Here is a 14,176-nt window from a genome sequence, read left to right on the forward strand (position 1 = left end):
TCGACAGGGCCGGGAAGATCAGCAATCAAGATGGCCATAAGACAAAAGATAAAGCAGCACCGTCTCAAGGTGGTCCTCGTCGGCAACGTTGCCGCAAAAGCCGCGGACCAACTCAAGGCCCTCATAAAGGCCCCCTCAACCATTGTTGCCTTTCCGGTCAATCGCGACGGTCCCCAGATGCTCAAGGAATTGTCGAACGCCGATGTGGCGGTGGGGCACTTCTTCACCGAAAAAATGGCGCGCGCCGTCCGGAATCTGAAACTGTTGCAGGCGCCCAATGCCGGCGTGGATGCTTTTCGGATGGATTTGCTTTCTCCTCAAACCACCGTTGCGAACGCTTATTTCCACGGCCCCGCAATCGCAGAGTTTGTGGTAATGACGGTCCTTGCACTCCGCAGGGACCTGTTGAATCTCGATGCACGATTTCGGAAGGGTATCTGGAACGGCTCATGGATAGAGGGTGAACTGCCCCCTGAGGAAGTGCTTGGCAAGAGCCTCGGCCTGGTCGGCTACGGAACCATCGGCCGCGAAGTTGCCGTGCGCGCCCGAGCGTTGGGAATGTCCATCAAGGTGATTAGCGCCCATCCGCCCAAACGAAAACCGCGAGATGTCGATTTCTGGAAAGGCCCGGCCGCCCTGCCGCAGCTTCTGGAGGAATCCGATTACATCGTTCTTGCCTGCCCGCTGAACAAGGAGACGCGCGGCCTGATTGGACCGCGGGAGTTCGGCCAGATAAAGCGCAGCGCTTTCCTCATCAACGTGGCGCGCGGCGCGGTAGTCCAGGAAGAAGCATTATTTCGCGCGTTGAAAGAACGCCGAATTGCGGGCGCCGCCATCGACGTCTGGTACCGTTACCCGAAAGCCGACAGGCCTTCGCGCCCGTCCCGTTTCCCGTTCCACAAACTGCCGAACGTGGTGATGACCCCCCATGTTTCCGGCTGGATGCTGGGCACGCGCCAAAAACGCCTTGAATTGGTGGCCGCAAATATTGATCGCCTGGTTGCAGGTAAACCGCTGCTGAACGTTGTCAAGGGGCCGCGCAGGCACAGCCCCACAGAGTGGGATGCCTCTATCTGAATTCCACCACGAAAACAGGTTACCGATTTGCGGAATGCATGCGCGGCAAGCGATCTTCCACCGGCGGCAGCGGCGGCAGGGGAGCGTGCGGTTCGGTCTGATACCAATACGCCACGGAATAGTAATTGTCGCCGCGGTTGTTGGCCGTGCCATGCTCGATGGTTGCGCGCAGGGACCTGGTGAAAGGTATCGGCGAATCGAGATGAAAGCGGTACACGGACCATCGGGCCCCCTGGCGCTCAGGGCCGACGACCGGCGCGCCGAATAGCCCGTAAGCAAAAGGATGGCCGCCAAAATCCCACGCTCCGAGGAAATAGTCTTCCGTCCCAGTACCGTTAATGGATGGCCGCTTTTCGCCGTCGATGAAGAACATGTCGTCGCCCTCGCCCCACCATCCGTCCTTGTTTTCCAGGATTGACATGGTGACGCCCACAAACTGCCCGCGGCCTTTGGCATCCACCCACAGATAATTGTCCTTGCCTTCGAGGTTTTTCCCGTTGCTCGCGACAGCAGTACACGGAGCGCACTGGTTGTATCGCGCGTGGAAATAGAGGGTGCTTACGGGCAAAGGATTTGAATAAGCGCGATAGTCAATGTTGAAGTAGAGAGCGTCAATGGCTTCGTGGCCTTCATTGGTGACCGTGATGCGAGCATGCCTTTTGAACGGCATGGGAAAAAAGCTGTTGAGCGCCTTGGCTTCTCCCACGGCCAGCGGAACGGATTGATAAGTGAAGTAGTCACCCAACCCCAGGCCGAAGAAATCTCCGATGGGCGTCTCCACGCTGGGATTGGTTTCGCCGTCCCAGTACATGCGCAGGACGATTTTCTTCAGATGATAGAGTTCGGGGTCCGCAATGGTGAACCAGGCGTGGGTGATGACTCCGGGGCCGGGTTCGTCGAGCACCGTGAACGTCTGGCCCGGGTTAACGTGGCGGTAATCTTCATTTCCGCCTGTCCGATCATAGCTCGATACCCGCTTTAGGACGTAAGAGTGCGGCTCAGGAAGCTGTCCGAGCCAGTCGCTGAAGTTCTGGGCCACGGCGGGCACAGCCAGCACGAGCATCACGATCAAAGGCGCGGCTTTCCGCATCGGATCCTCCAGGTGTTCTCGAAGTTCAGAAAATGAGTGCCGCGCGATTCTATCACAGGATACGCTGGACAGAGGCCCCGGCCGCTCCATGTCTCGACGGGTGGTTTATACTCAATTCAGGATGCGGCGGGAAGATTTTGGCCAGGCGACGCCCCGCGCGCGAAGCTTCTGTTGAAAAACCCATGAAAACGCAGCACCAACCCGTACGCGAAAGACTGCGGGAACTGACCAGCGCAACCAATTCCCTGGTCAAAGTGTTTCGCCGCGCGCTTGCAGAAGGGGTTACGCACGATGGCTGGCTTTGCGGCGAAGGGCCACATTTTCTTGAAGAGGCGCTCAAGCCGGGTTCGCGTGCCACCGTTCGCAGCGTGCTGGTTTCGGCCGAAGCGGCAAGTAAGTACGCGGCGTTGCTGGCCCTGCTTCCGGCAGATTCGGAGCTGGCCCAAATACCCGACCGGCTCTTCCGTCAGATTGCCGGCACCCGGACGCCGCAGGGCGTTGCGGCGATTGTTGAGCTGGGCGCGGTTGATCTCAAGGCGTTGGCGGCGTCCCGAAATACAATTCTGATCGTCGCCTGCGGACTTCAGGACCCGGGCAACATGGGGACCATCATCCGCAGCGCGGACGCGCTTGGGGCTTCAGCCGTCGTCACCATGGCGGGGACAGTGAATCCATTTAATCCCAAGTCCGTGCGGTCGTGCGTTGGGTCCATCTTTCGGATGCCAATATTCGCAGGTCTGAAGCTGGGACCCGCTTTGAAGCTTTTGCGGGACTCCGGGGTGCGCATTCTGGGCACGGACCCCCGCGGCACGGTTGCTCTCTCAAGCGCGAACCTGCATGGTTCGATTGCGCTGCTTGTAGGGCAGGAAGCGTCGGGGTTGCCGGCAGAAATTTCCAGCGAGGCCGACGAACTCCTGCGCGTTCCTATTCGCGTCGAGGCCGATTCACTGAACGCCGCAATGGCAACGGGGATTTTCCTTTATGAAGTTGCGAGGCAACGCAGATTCCAATATCAGCCATGAGTCTCTTTGAAACACAGCCTTCGGAAACCAAGGAGCAGGGCCGGCGCCCCCTGGCCGACCGCATGCGCCCTGAAAAGCTGGAGGAATACGCCGGTCAGCTCCACATCCTGGGGCCCGGCAAGCCGCTGCGGCAGCAGATCGAGCGCGACGAGCTGGCGTCCATGGTCCTCTGGGGGCCGCCGGGATCAGGAAAGACCACTCTGGCGATGATTGTGGCCCGCAAGACCCAAAGTGATTTTGTGCGCTTCAGCGCTGTGCTTTCCGGCATTCGAGAAATCAAGGATGTGATGGCGGCCGCCGAGAAAACCAGCCACTACGGGCGGCGGACCATTCTTTTTGTTGATGAGATCCATCGCTTCAACAGGGCGCAGCAGGACGCCTTCCTCCCCTACGTGGAGCGCGGCGACATTGTCCTGATCGGCGCCACAACGGAAAATCCGTCGTTTGAGGTCAACGCGGCGTTGCTGTCACGCACCAAGGTCTACATGCTCTCGGCGCTGTCCACCGGCGAGGTCGTGACCTTGCTCCAGCGCGCCCTGCACGATCAGGAGCGCGGGCTTGGCGGCCAGAAGGTCGTGATTTCCGACGAATTGCTGCGGCAGATTGCCGTGTTCGCAAACGGCGACGCTCGCGCGGCCTATAACACCATTGAGGCTGCCGTTGCCGCGGCGCCTCGCGACGCCGAGGGACGCCCCACGATCACTGAAAAGCTGATTGAAGACGCCATCCAGCGCAAGGTGCTGCTTTATGATAACGCCGGCGAAGAACACTTCAACATCATTTCCGCCCTGCACAAATCGGTGCGCAATTCCGACGCTGACGCGGCGCTCTACTGGCTGGGGCGGATGCTCGAGGCGGGCGAGGACCCGCTCTACATTGCGCGGCGGCTGATCCGCATGGCGTCGGAAGACGTGGGCATGGCGGATCCCAGGGCGCTGGAAGTAGCCGTTGCCGCCATGCAGGCCGTGCACTTTGTGGGATTGCCGGAGGGCGACCTGGCACTGGCCGAGGCTGCGGTCTACCTGGCGCTTGCGCCGAAATCGAACGCGCTCTACACGGCCTACGGCGAGGTGAAGAGCGACGCGCAGAAGACGGTCGCCGAGCCTGTCCCCCTGCACCTGCGAAATGCCGTCACCGGGCTGATGGCCAACATCGGCTACGGTAAGGGCTACCAGTATGCCCACGACGCCGACGAAAAACTTACTGACATGGATTGCCTGCCCGAAAATCTCAAAGGCCGCCGCTACTACCAGCCCACCGATCAGGGCTTCGAAAAAAAGCTGAAAGAAAAAATGCAGGCGATTGAAGAGTGGAAGCGGAAACGGCAGGGTAAATGATTTGGACTATGGTCATTGACCATGGTACACTTTCGGCAGGGACTCTGGCATGGAAAAGATCGCCATCTCGAAATTCAAAGCAACTTGCCTGGCCGTGGTTGAGCGCGTCCGCCGTACGAAGAAACCCGTCTTGATTACGCGCTTCGGCAAACCCGTTGCTGAGGTTGTCCCGCCGCCACCAGTAAGGAAATCTCAGGATTGGCTTGGTTCTTTGGCCGGGACTGGCCGCATTGTGGGCGACATCGTTTCTCCTGCCAGCGACGAGAGTGACTGGGAAGCTCTGCGCTGATGAGATTGCTGCTGGACACTCACATCTGGCTGTGGAGCATTCTTGCGCCGGAGCATCTTTCTCTAAGAGTGCGACGTGCGCTGCGAGGCCGTGTGAACGAGCTGTGGCTTTCTCCGGTGAGTGTGTGGGAGCTCACCGTTCTTTCCGCCAAGGGGCGTGTTGCGCTGAATGAAGATGTTACGGAATGGGTCCCGAAGGCGATATCCGCCATGCCCGTTCGGGAAGCACCGGTCACTCACGAAATCGCTCTGGAGACGGCCAAGCTTAGCTTGCCACATCACGATCCTGCCGACCGTCTTCTGGGCGCCACGGCCCGCGTACTGGGACTTACCTTGGTGACGGCAGATAAGAGGCTGATCGAGGCAAACCAGTTTCCTGTGTTGGCGAACCGGTAATGCCCCGCACAGCCGCCGGATGGCGGCGAGAGTGTTCCGCCGATGCTGCAAAGCAATGAGACCGCAGATTGCTTTCGCCAGGCAGCCCTAAATTCCTTCGCTGACAAAGTGCTTGGCGTGTTCTTTCAAGATGCAGCGGTCCTGGACGACTGCGAGACCGGCTTCGCGGGCGCGCCGGGCGGCTTCTTCATGCTGCACGCCTTCCTGCATCCAGATGACCCGGGCGCCTTTGCGGATGGCGCTTTCCACAATTTCCGGCACAAATTCCGAGCGGCGGAAAATGACAACGGCGTCGAAGCTTTCCGGAACATCATCGAGCGCCGGATAGCACTTGTCGCCCAGCACGGAATCTTCATTGGGGTTGACGGGAATGATGCGGTAGCCGTGTGACTGCATGTACAAGCTCACGCCGTAGCTGGGCCGCGAAGGTCTGGAGGACAGGCCGACCACGGCCAGCGTCTTGCAGGTTTCCAGAATGTTCTGAATCGTGTCCGGCATGCCAAGTCTCCAGCTTGCGCTGGGCAACCTTTAGTTCGTCCGCAACTCCGCCATTACATCATAAATCTATCGTTTCGTCCTCAGCGTAAAAGTTTTGGCCACACGCGCAAGGCCCTCCAGGAATTTTTCGTTGTCTTCGTGCCTGCCGATCGTCACCCGCAGCGAGGTTGGGAAACCGTAAAGCTTCATCGGCCGGACGATTACGCCCTCATGCAGCAGACGGATAAAATCCTCTTCGCAGTCGCGGCCCGTATCAATCAGCAGGAAGTTTCCCACGGAGGGCGTGTAACGAACGCCGGCAAGCGCCAGTTCCTCAGTCACAAACTTCATTTCATGGGCGTTGGATTCCACTGAATGCGCCACGTGTTCCTGATCGTCGAGGGCCGCCAGTCCGGCTGCCTGCGCCAGGCTATTGGCATTGAACGGTGAGCGCACGCGGTTGAGGGCCTCGATCAGCTCGGGATTCCCCATGCCGTAGCCGAGCCGCAGGCCCGCCAGCCCGTACACTTTGGAAAACGTGCGCAGCACCAGGACGTTTCTGCCGTTGCGAACGTAATCGAGAGAGTGGGAGTAATCGGGTCCGCGAACGTATTCGTAGTAGGCCTCGTCCAGCACGACGAGTACGCGAGGCGGCAGCGATCCAAGAAAGCGGTCCATGTCATCCGCGGTGACCATGCGGCCGGTGGGGTTGTTGGGGTTGGCGATATAGATGACTTTCGTCCGCTGAGTTACTGCACGTGCGATGGCCGCCAGGTCGAAGGCGTTATCGCGCAGGGGAGTTTGCACAAGCCCGGCGCCCATCCCCTCGATGGCGAGCCGGTAAATATAAAACGCAGATTGTGAGGTAATGCCCTGGTCGCCGGCCGTCAGGAACGTCCTGGCCACCAGTTCAATCAGGTCGGTGGATCCTGCCCCCAGAATGATCTGAGAGATGTCAAGCTGCTGGAACTCCGCCAGTTTCCGCCGCAGATAATAGCCCGCGCCGTCGGGATAAAAATTGGCAAGGTCAAGCGAATTGCGCAGGGCCTCCAAAGCCTTGGGGGAAGGTCCCAAGGGGTTCTCATTCGAGGCCAGCTTGATGGCTGTGTGGCCCAGTTCGCGCTCCACCTCCTCAATCGGCTTGCCGGGAGGATAAGGCCGAAGGCGCGTGATCCAGGGAGGCAGCAGTTCATTGATGGAAAATCGGTGTGGCATGGCCAGTCGTTCGGCGAAGAGCAATTATAAAGGATGACAGCGGGAGAAGATCGCAGACCTTGCGGGTGAGGACGCCAGCCGCAGCGGTCCTTTCATCTGAAATTTTAGCATTCACTCTCGCGGCCGGCTTCTGTTTTCCAGCGCTTCAGGCGCTCAACTTCCGAAGCGCTCAAATACCGGAACTGCCCGGGCTTGAGGCCGCGGTCTGTGAGGAAGGCCAGCCGCACCCGCTTGAGCTTCGCCACGCGCTGCCCCGCGCGTTCAAACATTCTACGCACCTGGTGGTAGCGGCCTTCCATCAGGGTGATTTCATACCAGGGCTTCTCGCGTTCGGAAATCATGCGAATCTTGCAGGGCGCAGTGGGGCGACCGTCCAGCACGATTCCGCGCTCGAGGCGCGCGAGGTCTTTCGGCGCCGGCTGGCCCTCCAGTTTGACGTGATAGGTGCGCGGAATCCTGGAGGCGCGTGAGGTGAGGAAATTGGTGAGATCGCCATCGTTGGTCAGCAGCAGCAGGCCTGAAGAATTGTAGTCGAGCCGGCCGATGGGGTAAACGCGCTGCTTGACGCCCTCGAGCAGCTTCACGACGGTGGGGCGACCCTGGGGATCCTGCAAGGTTGAAACCACGCCGGTGGGCTTATTGAGGAGAATCACAAGGTGGCCGTGGCTCCTCGGCAGCGGTTTGCCGTCCACTCGAATCTTGTCGCGGCCAGCGTCGGCCTTTGATCCCAGTTCCCGCACCACGTGCCCGTTGACACTGACGCGGCCCTGGACGATCAGTTCTTCGGCTTTGCGCCGAGAGGTGACGCCCGCCGCGGCAACGATTTTCTGCAGCCGCTCAAGCATAGGTTGATCTGTGCCAGGACATGATTTTCTCAGGCTAGGCGTTCTCTTCACCCGCTGTGTCATCTTCTGGCGGAGCGTCGGCGGAGGCCGCGCGCGTAACTTCTTCCTCCGGCGCGCCAGCCGTGGGCGGTCCGGGTCCCACCGCCTTGTTCGCCTCTGCGCCCTCGTCGCTCTCAGCGGGTTCTTCGCTGTTGGCAGCGCCAGATGCAGCGGTCCCGGCGTGCGGTCCCAGTTCCTCTGAAAGGTCAGGGCCCAGGGCCTGCCGGGCGAGTTCTTCAAACTCCTTCAGGCTTGGCAGTTCGCTGGTATCCTTCAGGCCAAAATGGACCAGAAATTCCTTCGAGGAGCGGTAGAGAATGGGCCGCCCCACCACGTTCTTTCGCCCCGCGGTGACAATCAATTTTTTTTCCAGTAGAGTATGGATGACTCCGCCGCAATCGACGCCGCGGATTTCCTCGATTTCCGGCACGGTGATCGGCTGGCGATAGGCGATCACCGCCAGGGTTTCAAGCGCCGGTCTGGAAAGCCGGACGAGCGGTTTCAGGCTTTTGACAAACTTCCTCAGCACCTCGTGGTGTTCGGGCTTGGAAGAGAAGCGGTAGCCCCCGGCTACGTGGCGCACCTCGATTCCGTGGCCCGGCTGCCCATATTCCCGGATGAGGAGTTCAATTTGCGCCTTCACCCGTTCGCGCTCCTCGCCTTCCAGAGACTTGACGATGGCGTCCAGCGGCACCGGCTCCGGCGCGACGTAGATGATGGCTTCGATCAACGCTTTGAGTGTTTCGTCCGTCAGCATGTTTTATCCGTCTCAGATTTCGCCCAGACTTTCTTCCAGGCCTGCGGCGTTCACCGAATCCACGATCTCTTCAAATCTTTTACTTTTCACCGCGGTGATGGGGGCAAACAGTTCGTCCTGCCGAAGATGAATGGCCCGCAGCCGCACCAACTCGAGCAGCGCCAGCAACAACGCGATCAGCGCCTGCCGCCACACATATCCTGCCGCGAGGTCTTCAATAGAGACCGGTCCGGAGCGGCCCCGCATCACCTGCTTTACGTGCTCCAGCATTTCGCGAACGGTTACCTGTTCCCGCCGCACGTGGATTTGCGGACGCTTTTTGGCCCGCTCAAGGATCTCTCTGAAAACCGAAATCAGATCGAAGACGGAGACAGCGAGGCCCGGCTCATCTTCCGCTTCTGTGAACTCGTCGATGCCGGGGCGCGACCACGTGGCCTCCTCCACCGTCCGCTTCGATTTCAGCATCTCGGCGGCGTTCTTGAACTGCTCGTGTTCCAGCAGCCGCTGCACGAGTTCCGCGCGCGGGTCCTCTTCCATCTCCTCGGCAGGAGCTGTGGGGTCCGGCGGCAAGAGCATCCGCGATTTAATGTAGATCAGCGTCGCCGCCATCAGGACAAACTCGCCGGCGACGTCAATGTTCAATTCCTCCATCAGCCGAAGATAATCCAGATACTGCCGCGTGATCCTGGCGATGGGAATGTCATAGATGTTGACCTTCTGCTTGCGGATAAGGTCGAGGAGGAGGTCCAGGGGACCTTCATAAGCCTCCAGCTTCACCGGAGGCGCGGGCACCTCGGCGCGGGTGGTCCGCTTTGAGGCCTCCGGAGCATCTTCCTGTGCGCGCTCTTCAGGAGTATCCGGGTTGGGTGGACGATTGTCATTCATGGGTCAGATTCGTTGCGGCCCTCACCTCGCCCATCGTTTCCTGCGCCACATGGCGGGCCTTATCGGTGCCCGCGGCCAGCACGTCCCAGACTTTTTGAGGGTCGCGCTCGTAAATTTTTCGACGCTCCTGAATGGGAGCGAGGTATTCGTTCAGATATTGCGCCATCAGCTTCTTGCACTCCACGCAACCGAGCTCAGCCGTCCTGCATTCGCGATTCACACGCTCGATGACTTCGGGCGGTGAGAAGAGTTTGTGATGGTCGAACACCGGACAAACGTCAGGATTCCCTTTGTCATACCGCCGCTTGCGCGCAGGATCGGTCATCATGCCCCGGACCTTCTCGTTGACCACATCCGGAGGATCGGAGAGGAAAATGGCGTTGCCATAGCTCTTGGACATCTTGCGTCCGTCGGTCCCACGCAAGCGCGGGCTCGCCGTCAGCAGCAATTGCGGTTCCGGGAAAACTTCTCTGTAAATGTGGTTGAAGCGCCGCGCAATTTCGCGCGTCAGTTCCACGTGCGGTACCTGGTCTTCACCTACCGGAACACAATCGGCCTTGTACATCAGTATGTCTGCTGCTTGCAGGACCGGGTAGCCAAGAAAGCCAAACGTGTGAATGTCCCGATCGGTAATGTTTTCGAGCTGCTCTTTGTAGGTTGGCACACGCTCCAGCCAGCCAAGCGGAGTCAGCATCGAGAAAATCAGAAAAAGCTCAGCATGCTCAAGCAGGCGCGATTGCACAAAAAGGGTTGCCTTCTCAGGATCGAGCCCCACGGCCAGCCAATCGGTCACCATTTCCTGGATATTTGACTGCAACTCGGAGGTGTCGGCGTAGTCGGTGGTCAGCATGTGCCAATCCGCCACGAAATGGAAGCTTTCATACTGGTCCTGGAGCTTGATCCAGTTCTGGAGTGCTCCCACCAGGTTGCCCAGATGCAACTTGCCAGTGGGGCGCATGCCGCTCAGCACACGCGGCCGCTTGTTCGTCGGCTCTGCCATACGATGGAGTCCCGGCTGTCTCGATCGCCAGTGGGCGGAAAAACTGACCGCTGCCCTGTGTAAGAACTAATTTTCCATCGTAACATAGGGTTGGAACAAACGCGAAGAAGGGCCGGCAAAGCGATAGTGATTCATTTGGGTTGTGCCACGAGCGTCCTCGCCCCTGATCACCGGCCGCGGGCAGTCGTTGAGGAAATTCGACTGCGGGGCCTGCAAAGTGATCGAAGCTGGATGGACAAATTTTGAAAGGGTACCGGCGAAGTAGCGGAAATTCATCCCGCCTTTGCTTTCTTAATTTCTTCGATCAGCGGCGGAACGATCTCAAAAAGGTCTCCCGCAATTCCATAAGTTGCGATCTCAAAGATGGGCGCTTCGCGGTCTTTGTTGATGGCGACCACGGTCCGTGAACCTTTCATTCCCACCTGGTGTTGAATGGCCCCTGAGATCCCCAGAGCAAGGTAGAGCTTGGGAGCCACGGTCTGGCCGGAACTCCCGACCTGGCGGTCCATGGGTAGCCAGCCGCTATCGCAGATGGGTCGCGAGGCGCCGACTTCTGCTCCCAGAGCCTCCGCCAGCTTCCGGGCCAGTACCATATTTTCGGACTTTTTGATGCCACGCCCTACAGCGACGATAATTTCCGCCTGGCTCAGATCGACCGCCTGCCTGGCCTCCCGGAATTTTTCCTGGGGCCGCGTGCGAACGGCCCCGGGGGGAATGTCGATCGGTACCGAGGTTATTTTTGCGCTGGCTACACCCTGCTGGACGGAATCTTCTCGAAAAGCCCCCGCCTGGAATGACACGAAGTACGGCGGTTCGCCTCGAAACTCAACGTCGGCTGAAAACTTGCCCTGAAATACCTGCCGCACAAAGATGATTCTTTCGCCTTCGAGGCGGTAATCCAGTGAGTCGCCTATGAGGACGCGATCGAGCGAAGCGGCCAGTTTTGGAGCGAAGTCGCGCACCTGGTAGGTGTGGCTGAAAACAACGAATCGAGGGTGTCGCAATTCGACAACCTGGCGGAGGGCCGCGCTGTAGCCGTCCGGCGTGTACTGGGCAAGCTGCGGCGATTCGATAGTCAACACCTCCGACAGCCCGGCGCCGGCCAGTTCTTCGGCGAGATTGCGGACGTTTTCCCCCACGACTGCGCCAACGCAGTTCGCCCCGAGCGCCGCGGAAAACCGTTGCGCCGCTGCCACGGCCTCCCATGCGGGGCGCGCCAGCTTGCCATCCTGGTGTTCCGCGTAGACGATGATTTCTTCAGCCACGGGCGTATTCACTTCCGTATGTAGCGCCGCCCCGCTCCAGCGGGACCGGCACGTGCCGCCCTGAAGGACGGCGCTGCATGCACCCTGATTTCTGGCGCACTACGTTAGATCACTCTTGCTTCGTTTTTCAATTTATCGACCAGCCGCTCAGCAATTTCCTTCGGACTGCCTTCGATAAATTCGGTTTGCGCCGTCTTCTGTGGGACGTAGACCCGGGAAATGATCTGGCGCGGTTCGAGCGCGTCAGTATCGAGCCCCAGGTCCTGCGCCGTCAATTTTTGGAGCGGCTTGTTCTTTGCCGCCATGATCCCTTTTAACGTGGCGTATCGAGGCTTGTTGATGCCTGATTGAATCGTCAGCACGGCAGGCAGCGGCATCTCAATCCACTGGAACCAGCCCCCCTCGAGTTCGCGTTTGATTTTCAGGTGCTCGCCTTCCGCCTGGATCTCCATCACGATGGTTGAATGAGGCAGGTTCAACATTTCCGCCATGATGACCCCGGTCTGCGCATACCCAAAATCGTCAGACTGGAGGCCGGTGAGCACCAGGTCGGGATTATCCCTGCGGATGGCGGCGGCCAGCGCTTTGGCGGTCCCGTGCGCGTCCAGGTTGGCAAAAGCAGCGTCATCGAGGTGCAGGGCGCGGTCGGCGCCCTTGGCCAGCGCCTCCTTGATGGCCTGCGCGGCGCGGGCGGGGCCGAGCGTGCAGACAATGACCTCTCCTCCCAGTTTCTCCTTCAGCCGCAGTCCCTCTTCGAGCGCGTAAACGTCAGGCTCGTTCACCTCGTAGCTGATGTCGGCTTCCTCGATCCACGTCGAGGCGGCATTCACCTTGAGGAAAGCGTCGCGGGACGGGACCTGCTTGAGGCACACAACAATTTTCATGAGGGGAAAATTCTCCGCGGAGAAAACTTCAATCCAGCGAGAGTGCGGTCCTGCTATTCAGAATAACGCTTCAAAAGCAGAGCAGCATTGGTGCCGCCGAACCCGAACGAGTTTGACAGCACGAAATCGACCTTCGCCCGCCGGGCCTGGTTCGGAACGTAGTCCAGGTCGCATTCGGGGTCCGGGGTTTCGTAATTGATGGTTGGAGGAATAATCTGGTCACGCAGGATCAGCGTCGAGATTCCAGCCTCGAGACCTCCTGCTCCTCCCAGCAGATGTCCGGTCATCGACTTGGTGGAACTGACCGGGAACCTGTAGGCGCGTTCTCCGAATACGGCTTTGATGGCCTTGGTTTCAAGCTTGTCATTGAAAGGAGTGGAGGTCCCGTGGGCGTTGATGTAGTCCACCTGCTGGGGTTCTACGCCGGCGTCCTTCAGGGTGTTGCGCATCACCCGAATGGCGCCGTCAGCGTTCTCCGACGGCTGCGTGATGTGGTAGGCGTCGCCGGACATTCCATAACCAACAATCTCGCCCAGGATTCTGGCTCCGCGCTTGACGGCAAAACCCAGTTCTTCCAGGACCAGGATGCCCGCTCCTTCTCCGATGACGAAGCCGTCGCGGTTGCAGTCAAAGGGACGGCTGGCCTTTTCGGGTTCGTCGTTTCGTGTCGAGAGCGCGCGCATGGAGGCGAACCCACCCACGCCCATGGGAGTGATGGCCGCTTCGGCGCCGCCGGAAATCATCACATCCGCGTCGCCGCGCTGGATCAACTTGAAGGAATCGCCCACCGCGTGCGCGCTGGACGAGCAAGCCGTGCAGGTTGCGGAATTTGGTCCCTTGGCGCCCCAGCGGATGGAGACAAAACCGGAAGCAAGGTTGACGATGGAAGCGGGGATGAAGAAGGGAGATATTTTTCGTGGACCGCCCTTCATCAGCTCGGTGTGCTCGCGCTCGATGACGTCGAATCCCCCGATCCCTGAGCCAATATAGACGCCCGTCCGCTCCGCCAAGTCCGGGGTGATTTTCAGTTCCGCCTGCTCCATGGCAAACTCGCTGGCGGCCATGGCGAACTGGATGAACAGCCCCATCTTCTTCACTTCTTTTTTTTCAATGAAGCGAAGCGGATCGAACCCTTTGACTTCTGCGGCGAATGTGACGGGAAAGCCTGTGGTGTCGAAGTGCGTGATGGTGGCGGCGCCGCTTTTCCCGGCGAGCAGATTCCGCCACGTTTCTTCGGTCCCCACCCCCAGCGCGCTAACCAGGCCAACCCCTGTTACTACAACTCTTCGCGCCAAGTTTTGCCCTCCTGTGGACCTGTGCCGTCAGTTCTTTGCTGGCTTGGTATGGGCCTGGATGTAATCGACGGCATCTTTTACGGTCTGGATCTTTTCGGCGTCTTCGTCGGGAATCTCGATCTCGAACGCCTCCTCGAACGCCATCACCAACTCCACGATATCCAGCGAATCGGCTCCAAGGTCATCGACGAAATGCGCTGTGGGGGTAACCTCTGCTTCATCAACTCCAAGCTGCTCAACGATAATCTGCTTAACCTTTTCTTCAGGCGAAGCCATTGATGTATCCTCCTCACCCTACATGGGG

Annotated in this window: 16 protein-coding genes; 5 read left to right on the plus strand and 11 right to left on the minus strand. The window is 59.3% G+C overall.

Translation table 11 applies throughout. The features are described 5' to 3' along the window. Positions 1–30 precede the first annotated feature (30 nt). Entirely contained in the window at positions 31–1,077 is a 1,047-nt protein-coding gene (locus VFQ24_13865; protein HET9179439.1) for a 2-hydroxyacid dehydrogenase, read from the plus strand. A gap of 19 nt (positions 1,078–1,096) precedes the next feature. On the opposite strand, the gene VFQ24_13870 is transcribed toward VFQ24_13865, so the two are convergent. Next, positions 1,097–2,167, minus strand: a complete 1,071-nt coding sequence (locus VFQ24_13870) for a glycoside hydrolase family 172 protein (protein HET9179440.1) — start codon at positions 2,165–2,167, stop codon at positions 1,097–1,099. 182 nt (positions 2,168–2,349) lie between these two features. Here VFQ24_13870 and VFQ24_13875 point away from each other — a divergent pair, with 182 nt between their 5' ends. Genes VFQ24_13875 through VFQ24_13890 form a run of 4 tightly spaced genes read left to right on the plus strand, consistent with a single transcriptional unit; the run spans position 2,350 to position 5,210 of the window. Beyond that, positions 2,350–3,189, plus strand: coding sequence for an RNA methyltransferase (locus VFQ24_13875; protein ID HET9179441.1), 840 nt, complete (start codon positions 2,350–2,352; stop codon positions 3,187–3,189). Further along, positions 3,186–4,526, plus strand: coding sequence for a replication-associated recombination protein A (locus tag VFQ24_13880; GenBank protein ID HET9179442.1), 1,341 nt, complete (start codon positions 3,186–3,188; stop codon positions 4,524–4,526). The genes VFQ24_13875 and VFQ24_13880 overlap by 4 nt, the downstream gene beginning before the upstream one ends. A 49-nt stretch (positions 4,527–4,575) precedes the next feature. Further along, on the plus strand, positions 4,576–4,815 hold the full coding sequence (locus VFQ24_13885) for a type II toxin-antitoxin system prevent-host-death family antitoxin (protein HET9179443.1): 240 nt from the start codon (positions 4,576–4,578) through the stop codon (positions 4,813–4,815). Next, positions 4,815–5,210, plus strand: a complete 396-nt coding sequence (locus VFQ24_13890) for a type II toxin-antitoxin system VapC family toxin (protein ID HET9179444.1) — start codon at positions 4,815–4,817, stop codon at positions 5,208–5,210. Before VFQ24_13885 ends, VFQ24_13890 begins: the two co-directional genes overlap by 1 nt. An 87-nt stretch (positions 5,211–5,297) precedes the next feature. Here VFQ24_13890 and VFQ24_13895 read toward each other — a convergent pair whose 3' ends face one another. The 10 genes from VFQ24_13895 to acpP all read right to left on the minus strand — a co-directional run bounded on the left by VFQ24_13895 (position 5,298) and on the right by acpP (position 14,148). Continuing rightward, positions 5,298–5,708 (minus strand): CoA-binding protein, encoded by a 411-nt coding sequence (locus tag VFQ24_13895; GenBank protein HET9179445.1) that lies wholly within the window; start codon positions 5,706–5,708, stop codon positions 5,298–5,300. Positions 5,709–5,774: 66 nt separating this feature from the next. Continuing rightward, a complete protein-coding gene (hisC, locus tag VFQ24_13900) occupies positions 5,775–6,902 on the minus strand; it encodes a histidinol-phosphate transaminase (GenBank protein ID HET9179446.1) in 1,128 nt (375 codons plus the stop codon). A gap of 104 nt (positions 6,903–7,006) precedes the next feature. Beyond that, positions 7,007–7,747 (minus strand): pseudouridine synthase, encoded by a 741-nt coding sequence (locus tag VFQ24_13905; GenBank protein ID HET9179447.1) that lies wholly within the window; start codon positions 7,745–7,747, stop codon positions 7,007–7,009. A 34-nt stretch (positions 7,748–7,781) separates the two neighbouring features. Continuing rightward, positions 7,782–8,543, minus strand: a complete 762-nt coding sequence (gene scpB / locus VFQ24_13910; protein HET9179448.1) for an SMC-Scp complex subunit ScpB — start codon at positions 8,541–8,543, stop codon at positions 7,782–7,784. A gap of 12 nt (positions 8,544–8,555) precedes the next feature. Beyond that, entirely contained in the window at positions 8,556–9,428 is an 873-nt protein-coding gene (locus VFQ24_13915) for a segregation/condensation protein A (protein ID HET9179449.1), read from the minus strand. Next, positions 9,421–10,428, minus strand: a complete 1,008-nt coding sequence (trpS, locus tag VFQ24_13920) for a tryptophan--tRNA ligase (protein ID HET9179450.1) — start codon at positions 10,426–10,428, stop codon at positions 9,421–9,423. Before trpS ends, VFQ24_13915 begins: the two co-directional genes overlap by 8 nt. A 272-nt stretch (positions 10,429–10,700) precedes the next feature. Next, positions 10,701–11,693 carry an electron transfer flavoprotein subunit alpha/FixB family protein gene (locus VFQ24_13925; GenBank protein ID HET9179451.1) on the minus strand — a complete coding sequence of 331 codons (993 nt, stop codon included), beginning with the start codon at positions 11,691–11,693 and terminating at the stop codon, positions 10,701–10,703. A gap of 104 nt (positions 11,694–11,797) precedes the next feature. Then, the gene (locus VFQ24_13930) at positions 11,798–12,577 is read right to left on the minus strand and encodes an electron transfer flavoprotein subunit beta/FixA family protein (protein HET9179452.1); all 780 of its coding nucleotides are present in this window, start codon (positions 12,575–12,577) and stop codon (positions 11,798–11,800) included. Positions 12,578–12,630: 53 nt separating this feature from the next. Then, positions 12,631–13,872 (minus strand): beta-ketoacyl-ACP synthase II, encoded by a 1,242-nt coding sequence (gene fabF, locus VFQ24_13935; GenBank protein HET9179453.1) that lies wholly within the window; start codon positions 13,870–13,872, stop codon positions 12,631–12,633. Between the two features lie 27 nt (positions 13,873–13,899). Continuing rightward, positions 13,900–14,148, minus strand: coding sequence for an acyl carrier protein (acpP, locus tag VFQ24_13940; protein ID HET9179454.1), 249 nt, complete (start codon positions 14,146–14,148; stop codon positions 13,900–13,902). Positions 14,149–14,176 lie beyond the last annotated feature (28 nt).

This window comes from Terriglobia bacterium (assembly GCA_035712365.1).
GTDB lineage: Bacteria > Acidobacteriota > Terriglobia > UBA7540 > UBA7540 > SCRD01.

Coding starts and splice junctions, on each gene's coding strand:
- VFQ24_13865 (HET9179439.1), top strand. CDS start 31: ATGGCCATAAGACAAAAGATAAAGCAGCACCGTCTCAAGGTGGTCCTC.
- VFQ24_13870 (HET9179440.1), bottom strand. CDS start 2,167: ATGCGGAAAGCCGCGCCTTTGATCGTGATGCTCGTGCTGGCTGTGCCC.
- VFQ24_13875 (HET9179441.1), top strand. CDS start 2,350: ATGAAAACGCAGCACCAACCCGTACGCGAAAGACTGCGGGAACTGACC.
- VFQ24_13880 (HET9179442.1), top strand. CDS start 3,186: ATGAGTCTCTTTGAAACACAGCCTTCGGAAACCAAGGAGCAGGGCCGG.
- VFQ24_13885 (HET9179443.1), top strand. CDS start 4,576: ATGGAAAAGATCGCCATCTCGAAATTCAAAGCAACTTGCCTGGCCGTG.
- VFQ24_13890 (HET9179444.1), top strand. CDS start 4,815: ATGAGATTGCTGCTGGACACTCACATCTGGCTGTGGAGCATTCTTGCG.
- VFQ24_13895 (HET9179445.1), bottom strand. CDS start 5,708: ATGCCGGACACGATTCAGAACATTCTGGAAACCTGCAAGACGCTGGCC.
- hisC (HET9179446.1), bottom strand. CDS start 6,902: ATGCCACACCGATTTTCCATCAATGAACTGCTGCCTCCCTGGATCACG.
- VFQ24_13905 (HET9179447.1), bottom strand. CDS start 7,747: ATGCTTGAGCGGCTGCAGAAAATCGTTGCCGCGGCGGGCGTCACCTCT.
- scpB (HET9179448.1), bottom strand. CDS start 8,543: ATGCTGACGGACGAAACACTCAAAGCGTTGATCGAAGCCATCATCTAC.
- VFQ24_13915 (HET9179449.1), bottom strand. CDS start 9,428: ATGAATGACAATCGTCCACCCAACCCGGATACTCCTGAAGAGCGCGCA.
- trpS (HET9179450.1), bottom strand. CDS start 10,428: ATGGCAGAGCCGACGAACAAGCGGCCGCGTGTGCTGAGCGGCATGCGC.
- VFQ24_13930 (HET9179452.1), bottom strand. CDS start 12,577: ATGAAAATTGTTGTGTGCCTCAAGCAGGTCCCGTCCCGCGACGCTTTC.
- acpP (HET9179454.1), bottom strand. CDS start 14,148: ATGGCTTCGCCTGAAGAAAAGGTTAAGCAGATTATCGTTGAGCAGCTT.